At 48.7% G+C, this 14,499-nt stretch carries 11 protein-coding genes; all 11 read right to left on the bottom strand.

Translation table 11 applies throughout. From position 1 onward, the window contains the following. Nucleotides 1–100: 100 nt before the first annotated feature. The 11 genes from L4D79_RS10780 to L4D79_RS10730 all read right to left on the bottom strand — a co-directional run bounded on the left by L4D79_RS10780 (nt 101) and on the right by L4D79_RS10730 (nt 14,491). Nucleotides 101–805 carry a TetR/AcrR family transcriptional regulator gene (locus L4D79_RS10780; protein WP_428651145.1) on the bottom strand — a complete coding sequence of 235 codons (705 nt, stop codon included), beginning with the start codon at nt 803–805 and terminating at the stop codon, nt 101–103. A gap of 100 nt (nt 806–905) precedes the next feature. Beyond that, nucleotides 906–3,338, bottom strand: coding sequence for an efflux RND transporter permease subunit (locus tag L4D79_RS10775; RefSeq protein WP_428651142.1), 2,433 nt, complete (start codon nt 3,336–3,338; stop codon nt 906–908). Nucleotides 3,339–3,503: 165 nt separating this feature from the next. After that, nucleotides 3,504–4,325 carry an outer membrane lipoprotein-sorting protein gene (locus tag L4D79_RS10770; protein WP_428651139.1) on the bottom strand — a complete coding sequence of 274 codons (822 nt, stop codon included), beginning with the start codon at nt 4,323–4,325 and terminating at the stop codon, nt 3,504–3,506. A gap of 9 nt (nt 4,326–4,334) precedes the next feature. Further along, nucleotides 4,335–5,546, bottom strand: coding sequence for a DUF1302 domain-containing protein (locus L4D79_RS10765; RefSeq protein ID WP_428651136.1), 1,212 nt, complete (start codon nt 5,544–5,546; stop codon nt 4,335–4,337). Then, nucleotides 5,534–6,298, bottom strand: coding sequence for an SDR family NAD(P)-dependent oxidoreductase (locus L4D79_RS10760; protein WP_428651133.1), 765 nt, complete (start codon nt 6,296–6,298; stop codon nt 5,534–5,536). The genes L4D79_RS10765 and L4D79_RS10760 overlap by 13 nt, the downstream gene beginning before the upstream one ends. A 12-nt stretch (nt 6,299–6,310) precedes the next feature. Continuing rightward, nucleotides 6,311–7,069: an SDR family NAD(P)-dependent oxidoreductase gene (locus L4D79_RS10755; protein ID WP_428651130.1), complete on the bottom strand. Its 759-nt coding sequence runs from the start codon at nt 7,067–7,069 to the stop codon at nt 6,311–6,313. Further along, on the bottom strand, nt 7,069–9,939 hold the full coding sequence (locus L4D79_RS10750) for an aminotransferase class III-fold pyridoxal phosphate-dependent enzyme (RefSeq protein ID WP_428651128.1): 2,871 nt from the start codon (nt 9,937–9,939) through the stop codon (nt 7,069–7,071). Before L4D79_RS10750 ends, L4D79_RS10755 begins: the two co-directional genes overlap by 1 nt. Next, entirely contained in the window at nt 9,936–10,811 is an 876-nt protein-coding gene (locus L4D79_RS10745) for a beta-ketoacyl synthase N-terminal-like domain-containing protein (RefSeq protein WP_428651126.1), read from the bottom strand. The genes L4D79_RS10750 and L4D79_RS10745 overlap by 4 nt, the downstream gene beginning before the upstream one ends. After that, nucleotides 10,804–12,084, bottom strand: coding sequence for a beta-ketoacyl-[acyl-carrier-protein] synthase family protein (locus L4D79_RS10740; protein ID WP_428651123.1), 1,281 nt, complete (start codon nt 12,082–12,084; stop codon nt 10,804–10,806). Before L4D79_RS10740 ends, L4D79_RS10745 begins: the two co-directional genes overlap by 8 nt. Next, nucleotides 12,077–13,240 (bottom strand): beta-ketoacyl synthase N-terminal-like domain-containing protein, encoded by a 1,164-nt coding sequence (locus tag L4D79_RS10735; RefSeq protein ID WP_428651120.1) that lies wholly within the window; start codon nt 13,238–13,240, stop codon nt 12,077–12,079. Before L4D79_RS10735 ends, L4D79_RS10740 begins: the two co-directional genes overlap by 8 nt. Beyond that, complete coding sequence (locus L4D79_RS10730) at nt 13,241–14,491, bottom strand: beta-ketoacyl-[acyl-carrier-protein] synthase family protein (RefSeq protein ID WP_428651118.1); 1,251 nt, start codon at nt 14,489–14,491, stop codon at nt 13,241–13,243. Nucleotides 14,492–14,499: the final 8 nt, after the last annotated feature.

Below are 14,499 nucleotides of genomic sequence, written 5' to 3'. Positions count from 1 at the left end.
AACCGTTTTAGCCAAACAACACAAACGCTCCCTTTTCAGGATAAAGTGTGATCAAGGTTAAGTTTTGCTTACCTGGCAACGACACTCGACCTTTAGAGGATTAGAAAAAACTTGTATCGTGAAGCTCGGGAATAGTCACGGTTAGAAGAGACTCTCGGGTCTGCTGCCAAAAGTTCTGGTAATCGGCATTGCAGGTGAGCGGTTGCCAGCCAAACCCATCAAGCAAGGTACTGAGGTGACAGCGAGTAGCACTCTCCAACGACTCATGGCCAATTAACGCCATACCAAATACCATTGCTCGCACAGCATAAGCAATAGACTCCGCCGGTTTCTCACAGGGTAAGTCACCATTTTTCTGGGCTTCAGTGATGGTATCAACCAGCAGGCGCTTAACTTGCTCTTCGGTTTCACCGTATAGCTCTTTCATGGTGTTTGAAAGCTTAGTGCTGATCTGCGGGTCATTCAGGGACAATATGCAATAATGCAACCGCGGATATTTTTCTTGGATGAGTACATACACCAAGGCACAGCCCAATATTCTTTCGCGGGTTGAACACTGACCTTCAAGGACCATTTGCATCATCGCCTTTTGCAGCATCAATGTCCTGACGCTCAGCGCTGAAATGATATCTTCTTTACAACTGAAGTGGCCGTAAACCGTCCCTTTGGAATATTCGGCAATCTGCGCGACCCTTTCCATCGTCAGGGCTTTGGTGCCTTCATTTCGCAAAATATCATAGGCAATATCCAAAAATAGCGATTCTCGTTGCTGCCTTTCCCTTTCCTTTCTCGTTAGATTATCCATTCCTTTCCGTTATCTCACATCAAGCGCACTATTGAGCCAAACGCTGTCCAAGCTGAACCAAATTGGCTGCACTTTCTCGCCGAAAGCGCAGCCTGAATTATCACACCGCCTGCGGTTGTTCAGCCGTGACGGCTTTGTCTGTTGGGATCAGCCAAGGTGCCAGCAGGGTTATCACATATAACGACATGATGCCGCTAATAAACAAAGATAAGCCAACCAAAGTTCCTAAATCAACGATAGGTTTAAATTCTGAGAACAACAGAGCAATAAAACCGATACTGAAGACAAAGACATTGGCAATAATCGACCGGCCTGACTGCGACAATGCCTGCAACAACGCATCATCAATAGACAACCCCTGCTCAACACCGTGCTTTGTCCTGAGCAGGTAGTGAACAGAATAATCGACGATACCTAGAATCAGGAATGAAATGATTGCGGTACCAATATTCAGCTCAATGCCAAACAACGCCATGGTCGCGTAATAAAAGACGACCGTTGCCGCTAATGGCAAGGTCCCAACAAGCCCCATCTTCCAAGATTTCAACCACAGGCTCATTGTGATCACTACAGTCAAAAATGCCAAACCGATACTGAGCATCTGGCCGGAGATCAACTCATCAAGTACGGCAGTCCAGATAATCGGAGCGCCTGCCAGTTTATAGCTGACACCCGAAGGGGTATTTTCTTCCAACCAAGGGATCAACACATCGAGGAAACCTTGAAACTCACTGGCAACCGTTGTGTTCATGGTATAAAGCATGACGGTTTTCGAGAAATCATCATTGAGAACATTGGTCAGATCACTCCCCCCACCATTTTCATACATCAAGATAGATTGACGGATGATGTCCTGCCCAGAAATCGTCACTTTATCCACTGCACCGGTTTCTTCATCGATATCAGTAAAGATCTCTTCACGATACGGCAGACGGTCAAACTCAGGATCCATATCATTAAGCACCAAGTTCATACGCCTAACGTATCTGGCGGCAGAGTAGCTAAACGTGATATTCGCTTGCTGATGAATGAACTTCTCAAGCTTGTCGACAAACATGATAGTGTCATAATCGAGCGCAGCCCCAGGCTTTCCGGCGTCAATTTCGATCCAGCCAGGGCTGGTCCCAGCCACATTGCTATTAATAAAGTCATCTGCGACACGGAATTCATTGTCAGAGGCAAAGTAGCCACTGCCCATATCATCCACCTTCACCTGCAGTGCCAATACCACCAGCCCTGCCATAACTACCGTGGTCAGCACCATAAACCGGGCACGGTATGCAATAACCGGTCTAAAAATAGCAATCAAACCGCGACTGATGAGATATGACTCACCGGACTTGTTGTCTTGCTTTTTAGCTTTTTTCTTCGGGTTCAACAACGATAGCCATGCAGGGATCAGCAACAGTGAAATAATCATGGCTACAAACATGCCAAATGACATGCTGATGCCGAAATTCTGCAAGTTGCTGATGCTCGTTGTGGTTGAAATAATGAAGGTAAAACAAGTGGTAATTGTCGTCAGTACAACCGGCGCCGTCATCAGCCGCATGGTCACTACTACCGCCTGCCGATTCGATTGCTGTTGTCGGCGCTGATGGTAGTACTCCGCCATGACATGGATAGCATCAGAAGAACAAATCGTAATTAAGAACACAGGCAGTACACTGGTGATCAAATCAACCGGGATACCAACCATTGCCATTGCGCCCATCGTCCAAATGGTACACATGGCAACATTGACCATAGGGATGGCAACCCCGAGTCCCGAACGGAAGAATGCCACTAAAATAAGAGCAATCAGAACAATAACCGCTGGCAGCAAGGTACCTAAGTCGCGGTCCATGATTTTCTTTTGCTCGGCAAAGAAAACCGGCACACCGCCAATAAAGACCTCGTCTTTCAGTAGAGGATTAGCCGCTTTGTATTCATCAACAAGATGGCTAATCGTATCATATGCCCTGAGCTGCCCTTCGGCGTCATCCTGAAGCACACTGACTTCAATCACCACCAGCCCAACATGACCTGATTTATCAACAACACCCATTTCCATCAGCTCATTTTTCATGATCGCTTTTTGGATAGCGCTAGGATTGCTGTCATTGTGGTTCAAGGTAATGCTAGCGCGAAGTGTACCGTCTGATTCAAGGAAAACATTCTCTGTTGCTGACATGCCAGCCATTTCACGCACTGGATCCAAACGTTCAGCCAGTACCCGAAGATATTTCACATGCGCGGCAGCCATAGCCTGACCATGTCCATCAGCAACAAACTGCCTAACGGCAGCAGCATCACTCTGGCCAAGCCCCTGCGCCATCACTCCGCTAATTAATGCATTCAACTCGTTATGCTGGCTATAGTTTTCTTGGATCAACGCGAGCCGCTCAATATCTGATTGATCAGCCAGCATGATTTTGCGAGCCGCCTGGGTCAGGTTGAAAATCGCATTTAGGCTTTCTTGATTGAAAATAGATTCTTTGTTGTAAAGCGCGATAAGAATTGAGTCATACGTACCAGTAAATTCTTCTCGCATGTCCAGCAAACTGCTTCTTGCTGGGTGACTTTCCTGTAATAAATAAGGATTACTGTCCTCAGTCAGGTACCCTATTTGATACGTAAAGTAACCCGTTATCAAAACCAGCAGAAATATAATTGATTTTGCGTACTTGGACACAAAATTTATGTATGCATTCATGACTTAACCTTCATCTCCCTGAATAACTTCGTCAATCGAAGATATTTTCAATCCATTTTTTAAAGCCCGCTTACTGAACTTTTTATTATCCAAACCAACGTTGTATTCTAAATTATTAAATATCATCTCTGACGATGTGTTATTTATCAGATTTGATGTTTTCGCATTAGTGATTGTCCAGATCCCTTGAATAGCCTCAACTTCAATGGCTTCCTGGCGTTTAAATAATACGTCTTTGGCATCAAAGTAATCACTGCGTAAGAAAATGTCTCTCTCTTTGTCTATCCAACGCATGACTTTGTGATAACCCGTTTTATTAATGACATCTTGAGATGACGGAATTTGCTCAATAACCCAAACATCTCTACCATCAATAATTTCCTCACCAACAACCGTCGATTGGTAATCCCCTACACGGATTTTATCTAGGTCATAATAAGAGAAAGCGCTGCCCATAAAGGAGCCACGTTTATCGTTCGAGCCAATCCGTCGAATTTTCCGAAAGGCGGGTAGGTAAAGCCACTGGTCATCCGCACTTCCTGTTTGCTCTGGGTAGGTATACATCAGAAAGCTGACCCCGCGGACATCGACAGAGTCATAGAAATAGATATAGGTCATTTCCTTATCATTGCTATCTTTTTGCAACATATACATATTTCTAGCCCTGACGTTACCATCAGAGTTTATTAAATTCAGTTCAACATCTGATACATATGAATGTCCGTCATCACGATCACGAACAGCCGTTAATATACTGTCCGCATCAGGACTTGCATAAGATAGGAATGAACTAAATAGTAACGCTGCAACAATTCCCTTTTTCATGTTTTCACCTTACAGATAATATGTTGTCGACACCCAAACCCTGTCGTTGTCTTTATATTGACCAAAGAAGTTATTTTCATTGCCATTCAGCAGGTCTACATTCAATTGCAGTTTCCAAGCACTGGTCGGTATATAGGCGAGCTTCACTTGATATAACTCGCCGCCCCCGTTGGCGTCAGCATAGGTTACGGCAGCCCTTGCCGTTAATTTGCTTTCCATCAAATTCCCTTCCGCCGAGAGGGTATATACCGTATCTGATTCCGGCACAGACAACGCCTTCGACCAACCGTTGATATACCTGTCCGACACCTGACCGGTTATCAGCCAATCACGGTAGAGGTAATCAATTCCGAGCAAGCCTTGGGTCGTATTGTGCTTCTCTCTGTCAAAAGAAGTGGTCGCGTAACTTTGCTGGTAAAACCACGCTAACTCGGTACGAAGAATAAAATCGCCAGCCGAGAACGACAAGCTGTTGCCCAGCATGTGTTGATCGTAATACTTGCCTATCACCTGTTGTTGATCAGCAACAAATACCGGATCATCCTGATAGCCTGAAAAGCCATAGAAACTGGTATCAGCATCAAAGAGGATGGTAGTGAGGCGAAAACCGAACTCGCCGCCACTGGGCTCATCACGCGGTATTCCATCTAAAGCTAGCATCGCAAATTCACTACCGCTTGCGGCTAACTGGTTAGGCTCGAAATCGAATAACCAAAGTAACTCTACATCCCATTCACCGTGAGTGGACTCCGTGCGAAGCATAGGCTGGCTGATCCGGTAGTCATCAATGTCAAAAAGCACAAAATCCTTGAGATCTAATGGGTTAACAACATCTGTCACCCTAAGATCATCGGCTTCTCCCCACACAACTTTTTGATACCCCAAATAGAATGACCAGTCAGCCCACAACCACGATAGATACGCTTCATCTAACCAAATCCGAGTTCCGTATTCGTCACGGGCCTCACGACTGTATTGATCGGTCCAATCAAACACGGCGTCGTATTGCAGCTCACCATCAAAGTTAAACGACAGGACATCACCGTAATGCTCCAGCTTCAGTCCTGCAGCATTAACCTGGGAGGTTAATGTTTCGCTGCCATGCAAACGTGATGAAGCAGCTACCGATAACCTCGGCTCAACGTACCAATCACTGGCTTGCGCCCTAGAGGCAACCATCGCTCCGATCAACAATCCTGAATAAACAACTACACGCCACATCCAAAGCCTCCGTCGATGACGATGCCTTGCGCCGTGATCATGGCCGCTGCTGGTGACGTCAAAAATGCAACGGTATCGGCCACATCGGAATCTTTGACCAATTGCTTCAGTGGAATACGCTTTTTGATTTGGCGGATCATCCGCTCAACCGAGATCCCGAGCGTATCGGCTTGGGGCGCTAGCTCACGCCTCAACATTGGCGTATCAACCCAACAAGGCATCACCGCATTGACGGTAATTTTCCTCGGTGCCCAATCCAACGCCAGACTTTTCACCAACCCCAGCAGACCATGTTTGGATACACAGTATGCTGAGTTCGCCACTTTGCCCGCCTTACCAAGAACCGAAGACAAGATCACCACCCGGCTGCCAACATTGAGATGGGGCTCCAAAGCCGCAAGCAAGCGTTGGGTGGCATGCAGGTTCACATCCAGTACCCTATCCCAAACCGACTGCTGCCCAATCTGGTTTTCGTTGCTCAGGGCATGGCTGATCACAACCTTATCGACCCCTTCTCCGGCATGGCAAAAACCTGATACCGCAGCCGCCATGGCCTGATTATCGGCCAGATCCAAGCAGCAGAAGGTAATACGGCTCCTCTCATGAGGAGTCAGCGATTGCTTGAGCGCATCAAATGCCGGTTGATCGATATCAATGGCCACTATCTGGCGTTCAGCCAGTCTTAACTCCGACTTCAGTACTGCGGCCCCTATCCCACTGGCCGCCCCTGTAATGACAACTTTCCCTTTCATCATTTTCCCCTGCTAACCCAATATAAGCCCGCCATCGACAGTCAGTACCTGACCTGTGATGTAGTGGTTATCGGGTCTGGCTAAAAACAATACCGCCTTGGCAATGTCATTCGGCTCCCCGAACGTCTTGGCGAGCAAACGTTGTTTTAATTGCTTTTCAAAATTGCCCAGCAACTCACCGGTCATTTCTGTTTTGATCACACCAGGCGCAACCGCATTGACCCGAATGCCTTTTTTGCCCACTTCGACCGCCAACGCCCGGGTAAGCGCTTCAACCGCGCCCTTTGACGCGGCATAGTTTGTTTGCCCTTTATTCGCCTTGGCCGCTGTAATAGACGATAAATTCACGATGCTTCCGCTTCGTGCTGGCAGCATCAACTTGACCGCCTCGCGACAAAACAGCATGGGGCCGACGACATTGGTTGTCAGCACCTCATCCATATCTGATTTTTCCATACTGACCAAAAGACCATCCCGGGTCTGGCCAGCATTGTTAACCAGTACATCCAAGCGGCCAAACTGCAGCTCTAACTCACCAAACAGCGCTATCACGGCCGGCTCGTCACTGACATCCAACTGGCGGGCGAACACCCGGCTACCACCGGCCTCTATTTCTGCCATCAGTGAGACCGCATCGGCTTGGTTGCTACGGTAACAAAAGGCAATGTCATAGCCCTTGTCTGCAAACGCCAAGGCAATGCTGCGCCCAATCCCGCGCGTCGCCCCGGTAATCAAGGCAACCGGCCTTGTCTTGCTTTCATTCCATTCCATTACATCGACTCCGTTACCTTGACCGTACCCAATTTCATACCGTGCTCACGCGCTCGCTGCGCAATCCACTTCACCTGTGCTTTGGTTAAATTTCCGTATGAGTAATGAGTGGGATACTGCTCCATACCAAGTACGACAGTTTCTGCCATGCAGGCATAAATCTGGCCTTCAGCAAGATAGGCTCGCACTCTAGGATCCAAACTTTCATTGTTGGGGGTCTGTACGATCCCGCCTCGGATACAACGAATATCCGGACGCGCAGCCAAAGCACTATCAGAGAGGTTATGCGGGACCGCAATATCGCAAACAATCGCGTTTTGCTGAATGGTGCTGATATCAATAAAGGCATCAGATGCATTCGATGCACAGATAACAGTATCGGCTTGAGAGATAACAGCGAGATCGGTTGAGATCAGCACCGGCGCATCTGTTATATGCTGCTGACACCAATCAAAAATGACCTCACCAACGACTTTATCGGGCATGGCTTGCAGCCTGATACGAATCGCGTCAGTGTACCGCTGCAGCACAGCGGCGATACCCGTCGCTGGCAGCTCTGTCGCTAACAGGCTTTCCCACTCGGCTTGATAAACTTGGTAAGCAACTTTCTGCAAACGCTTCACCGATCCTTGTCGGCCACTGCCGACTAAAATCAATTGCTGCCAGTGCTCTGCAGCAAGCAAACTGTAAACCGAACCGATATTGCCGGCAGCACCTATAACCGCTGCAGATCTCTGCGGACTTCCTCGCTGAGCGGCCGCCTTGAGTAAAGCTTCATGGGCCATAGCGATGGTCAGTGCATTTCCTGTGGTTAGGGAAATACCTGCCGTCTGCGCTGCCTTTCCGTTGTTCATCACAATGGACGTAAACATCCCCAGCCCAGCGTGGCTACAACCATCAGCTTTCGCTGCCGCTAACCTTTCGTCAATCGCAGCACGCAGTGGCTCTAATTGATTATCTTCAAGCTGCTCACTGATTTGCTGAGACGTCGCATTAATCGGATACAAAACAAAATCCACGCTCTGTCCCTTGGCTGAACGCACTCTCACCGGCGCAAATGGGGCGACTCGCTTATCAAAAGCAAATCGCCTTACCAGCTCATCACACTGCTCATCTGTCCAATGTTTCAAGGATGCATCTACCTGGCGTAACCAATCACTGGAAATCAGGTGATTGACAAAGGCCACCTTACTATCGGCCGGCTGTGAATAATCGACATCGAGTCCAAGTGAGGCATACCAAGATCGAAAGTCCTGCGGCTCGCGCGTAGGATGCGGTTCATCATGTGCCAGAAAATGCACCAAGTAGCCTGTATCTTGGTATCTCAAAGCCAAGCACACACGATCAAGGGCATACATAAGCTCGTCAATATGTTGTTGGGTCAACAGAATGGTTGGCTCTATCCGGATCACACTGCCTGCACTGGCCGGTGGGGCAACCCTGATCCCGTATTCGTTCAGCAAGTGCCCGGTTAACAGGTAGCCCAAGGCCCCTTGGTAGGCAGATGTCCGGATCAAATGTGCAGCTGCATTGTCCTGAGGCTGGAATTCGATACCGAGTAATAACCCTTTACCGCGAATATCCTTAATCACATCAGGATAAGCCTGATGCAGCCCCTTCAAAGCAGAAAACAGTGTCTCCCCCAACGCTCGGACCGTTGAAAGTACACGGCCCTCCCCTTCCGCAAGACGGTCAAGATAAGCCGCGGCCAACTGGCAGGACATTTCATCCTCGGCAAATGTTGAACTTTGCAAGATATCAAAGCCATCGACATATTGGCCCGAGCGAATAGCAACCACCCCAAGTTTGGATAACCCCGCGCCCAGCGCCTTTGACAGTGCGACATAATCAGGTTTTAACCCAATTTGACTACCCGCGAGGAATGAACCACAACGGCCACTGCCCGACTGAACCTCATCGGCAATCAACGGACAATCGAGGATGTCCCTCACCCGGTGTAGTATCTTCGCATCCGCTTCGGTCAAGGCATACACGCCGCCCTCGCCCTGCACTGGCTCGACCAATACAGCAGCAACAATAGGGGCAGCAACCTCTTCGATAACCCAGCCTTGTTTGGTTTTCTTGGGCAGCAACAGCATTGGTTGCTCCAACCACGGCGCATCACCATGACACAGCGCTGCTAGCTGAGGTATAGAGACAAACTCCGTCCGTAAGCCCAAACGACGGAAAGGCTGACGGTACATTTCACCGTGTGTTAGCTGGATAGATGTGGTCAGTTTGCCGTGAAAGGCATGATTCAAGGCAATAAAAACAGGCTGTTGCTGCAATAAAAGCGCATTGTGCTCTCTGATGTAGTTGAACACTATGTCATTGCAATCAGCAGCTAATTCAGGATGGGACTGCTCTTGAGCCTCAGAAAGCGATAATGACAAGGCAGGATCTTCTCTCCATGCCCGCATAATTTGATCCAATGCCCGTTCAGACTGTTGCGAGAGCAGATCCAGTTTGTGGCCACGGTTCATTTCGCTGTGCTTGATCGCTATCTCGACACTCTCCGCCCCGGTCGAAGTAAAAGCGCAACGGAATGCTTCTTGCCAACCGGTTTCATTTCTCAGTATCGGCTGAAGCTTTTCAGCTAATACCCCTGCACCGCTGCGTATTGAAAATTGGTGATGCATTGGAATGTCGGCTTGCAACAGCTCAATGGCCTGTTTCTTTAATGCCGGGTCATTATGGCCCAGCAATACAGCGCCGTATCCTCCCAGTAAATCCAGCACCGCTTTTTCGTTACCTTGGCTATCTGAGTAATATAAATACTGTCCTTCGGCACGATGGTACGTTTTATCCAACCCGATACTGCTCAAAGCACTGGATAGTGATGGCTTGCAGTATTGCAAATAGTGGTTCATTCGATACCCCTTTTCAGTATTGCCAGCGCTTTACGTTTGTTGCCACTACTGGACTCAACCGCCCATGAGCCACGAAAGTGATCAGAGACCAGGTGCTGTATGCTCTGCGCGACGGTCATGACAATACCAGCCCACTCTAACCCTTTCTGCTCGCAAAATTTCGGCCCCTCAAGCGGGCAATTTGCTTGCCCCGCATTAGCGGTATAATCATCCAGCCATGCCTGTACATCAGCACCGCGTTGTGTGGCATGTTGTTCTGACTCAAGAATCAACACAGCGGCACCTGAATTTGCATCATTGCGGGGAAATGGTTTCTGCTCGGCGACGGCTGAATAGCAATCTTCAGCACACCCTGACATCACCACGATGGCCACATCCGCATATCCTCCCTGCAACTGGAAACACGCTTCATCCAAGGCTGCGGCGGAACCGGCCTGATCACGGATAAATGCCACTCCGTCATTTTTCAACTGCCATATTTGGCTAATTAAACCGACCACGTTATTGCTCAGAGCACGGGTGATTAAGAAAGGATTGACTTGGCGGGACTGCCATAATGTTGCAATCAGGGAAGTATCTCCGTGCTGGTCCCAGCCCTTCAGAGCGTCGATAAAGTCATCAAAGTCGGGATGCTGATAACCACTTTGTGCGGTATATAAGGTCGCCCTGTCGCGCAGGGTTTGCTCCTCAAGGCCACTGCTCTCAACCGCCAGCTGACATGCTTTGACCGCTGCAGGTGTTCCCCGGGACGAAAAGCGACGCAGTCTGCGTGGGATCAAAGCTTCAACTGATTGGTTTTGCCCATCAGGACTTGCCTCCAATCCAGGAAGGGCCACACCGAAGCCGGTAATAGCAATTGCAGATTTATTCATTGTAAGTACCAAATACCAAGCAGGAATTAATGCCACCAAAGCCGAATGAATTAGACAGGCAGTGCGTCAGAGGATATGGCCTGGCCACATCCGGGACATAATCAAGATCGCATAAAGGATCCGGTGACTGTAGGTTGATCGTTGGAGGAACAAGACCATGGTATATTGCCAGAATCGTTGCGATAGCCTCAGGAGCCGCCGCTGCCGAAATCCAGTGCCCAATCATAGACTTGGTGGAAGAAACCAAGGGTAAAGAAGGCGATTCACCCACGCTGTCGTCACCGTGGCTGAATAGCGCTTTTATTGCCGCAGTCTCAATTTTGTCATTGAGCGGTGTTGAGGTGCCATGGGCATTAACATAATCAATCGCCTCAGGAGCCAGTCCCGCATCTGACAATGCGCTTGTCATCGCAGCCAGCGCCCCTTTGCCATCAGGGCGCGGTGCCGTGACTTTATAGGCATCCAACGAGCTACCATACCCTTGTACCTCAGCATATATCCGGGCACCACGGGCCTTGGCTGAAGCTTCGCTTTCTAGTACCAGATAGGCTCCACCTTCCCCGGCAACAAGACCACCACGCTCGCTGTCAAATGGACTGCAAAGTTTGTTTCCCCGGTGACTGGCAGTCGCCGTCGCCCCAAGCAAGAACAACCCCGACATCGTACGGGCATTCAATACCGAATCCGCCCCTCCGGCCAATGCCTGCTGAATTTCCCCTCGCCTAATCGCCTTGAAGGCTGCGCCTATCGCCTGTGCTGCACCAGCACACGCACCATTGATATTCACAACCGGTCCAGTCGTCCCACATTGCCGGGCAATGCGGACACTGATATTGTCATTGCTGCTGCGCAGTGCCGAAAACTGATTGGCTTGAACGTTCACAGCTTGTTGCGATATGGCTTGGATGCCCTGCTGATTAAGCTGAGTTAACTCAGTATCATTGATTTCCGGTACACCACTACAGCTAAACACACCAATGCCTTCACTGCATTGAATGTCTGCATCGGCTAACGCTTGCTGCGCTGCTACCGCCCCAAACAATACGCGCCGCTCTAATGGCTCGGCCTCCCCCTGCCAATCAGGGAACGCCTTTAACATATCGCGGGTATCAACTGGCGCTGCATACTGAACAGGAAACTCAGTGCCCTCGACACTCGTCCATTGGGTGATCCCGCTCTGCCCCTGAGAAACTGCCTGCCAAAAATCTGCCAACTGATAGCCATAGCTGCTGATCACTCCCATCCCTGTGATCACGACTTTTTGATTAGTCATGCCCCGCTCCTTCTATATCACCATCAAGCACTTGTGCGTCTGTGACATCACCAACCAAAAAATACACCTGCTGCCCCTGCAGGCCATAGCAGGCCACCAGTACATGTCGGCAGCCAACGGGCTCACAACCAATCGTCTTGAGAGGGCTTAGATCATTACTCAGCATCTCCTGCCGCTTGAGGATTTCTAGCGCCAGATTCACCCCAATTACAGCACCGGCAGGGCCTGAAGTACCGATGACTTTATCTAACAACAAATGTGAAGAGCCGGGGAAGAATCGGCTGAGTGACGCGGCCGAGTTTTGCGCTACTTCAGGTAGGCCGACATGAATGACTTGCAGCAGATTTGCTGAAGATTGATCTTTCTGGCTTAGTGATAAATGGAGCGAAATCTGATCGAGTGAATGATTATTTACGTCAAAGTCAGCACTAAAGCCGCGCTGAACACCCAACAAACATCCTTCGGCAGATTGAGGTGTGCTACTGAGCAATGCGGTCGCCACCGCTTCCGTTGGAAACCAATACTGGGTAGAAAAACCAGCCAGTGCCGATTGGTATGCCAAGAAATACCAAGGGGTTATTTTTGGGCTTCCCCCAGAAACCAATGCGATATCACACTGGTTTTCGCAAAGGTTGTAATACGCCTCTGCAATGGCATTGCCGCCGGCATCCGCATGGGGCGAATACACACCATTTACACCAGTTATTTGTAACAGCTCAGCAATATGACTGGCCGTTGTTGAATTTAGCAGTGTCAGGCCGGACAGCGGTTTGATTTGTGACAGCCCTTCTCGAGCCAGTTCAGCGTAGTCACCTTGAAAGGAGATTTGCTCGCCATCATCATCACAATCAACGGTTCCCAGTCCAAGAAACAGCCCAGTATTCTCATCCGCTAATCGCTCACCAAAATGCATGCGCCAGCTGTTGACCGTGTTCTCAATCACCCACCGAGACTGTTTCTCTGAAGTCTTGCGAACAATGCGGGACACCCCGACTTGTTTAAGATCCGTATCTCTCAAATAGCCAGCCTGACTTGCTAGCCCTAGGCTTGTATTATTATCAATGGCTGTAACAGGAAAAGGCGCTTGCGCGAAGAATACCTCCCACCCCATATTCTCAGGTAATTGTTGCTGTCCCTGTCTTAAATAAACGGGCATCTACGGACACTCCTTGGAAAAAATTAAGCAGCAGTTTTCCCCACCAAATCCAAAGGAGTTACTTAAAATATGGCTTATGACTTGGGGGCTTCCTTGCTTGACAATGTTCAGGTTAGGCTCATCCGGCTTAGATTCAGTGAAATTAAGCGTAGGGAGCACCTGCTGCTTATCAATACATAATACTGACAACACCGCTTCGATAGCTCCGCTGGCAGCAAGCGAATGCCCAAGGGCTGACTTCGTCGATGTCACAGAGGTTGACTTAGGAAACAAGCTGGCAATCGCACGAGACTCCGCCTGATCATTACTGACCGTTGAGGTGCCGTGGGCATTGATATGATCGATGGCATCCGGCGGCAAATTAGCATCTGCCAACGCATTCTCAATACAATCCCGGTACAAACTGCCATCAGGATTGGTTGCCGTCAGTTTGTAGGATTCGATTTGCCGAGAGGCGCCTCGTATATATGCCAGTGCTTTCTTACCACGGCGTCTGGCATGATCAGCATTTTCCAACACCAAAAACGCGGCTGCATCGGCCAAGACACATCCGGCACGCTCTTTATCAAACGGTCTTGATGTCTGATCTGGAGTAGGAAAAACGTTATTGCTGGTGGCTCCTAGCTTGGTAAATAGCAACTGCATAATTGGCTGGGTGCCGAATTCAGTTGCACCGCAAATCGCGACGTCTAACTGGCCTTGTTGAATACGTCGGTAACCTGACGTTATTGCTGCAGCACCAGCAGCACACGCATCGCCAAAGACTAAATTCGGTCCATCAATTTTCAGCCGTGATGAAATATATTCAGACACTTGATCAGGATTTAAATATTCTAATCGCTGCAGTACCCGTGACATGTCACAGTCAGAAATACCTCTTTCTTGATAAATATCCCATAAAACATTTAAATCTTGTTCATCCGGAAATATTTTATTTATCCCCAAAAAAAGCCCGGATTTATTTATGCTCCCATCATCTAACCTTGCAGAATTAACTGCCTGGCTAACCGCGTCAAAAGCTATGCAATTTCCTTCATAACAATTTTCATCACCAACTTTATGTTTATCTTTAAGTTTTGAAATAACAGAGGAAGATATGGGTGAACTAGCAATATTATCGATACCTAATTGAGAGAGTCGTACATCCCTTTTTATTGTTGACTCTCCATTATATAACGATAAAAATTGACCTTCTGGACTAAGGTGGTCTCCGGTTACAACCCCGATCCCTGTTACGGCAACAGTTTCCATGATTACCC

The sequence above is a fragment of the Photobacterium satsumensis genome (assembly GCF_050336935.1).
GTDB lineage: Bacteria > Pseudomonadota > Gammaproteobacteria > Enterobacterales > Vibrionaceae > Photobacterium > Photobacterium satsumensis.
This window is presented reverse-complemented; position numbering and strand designations above follow the sequence as displayed.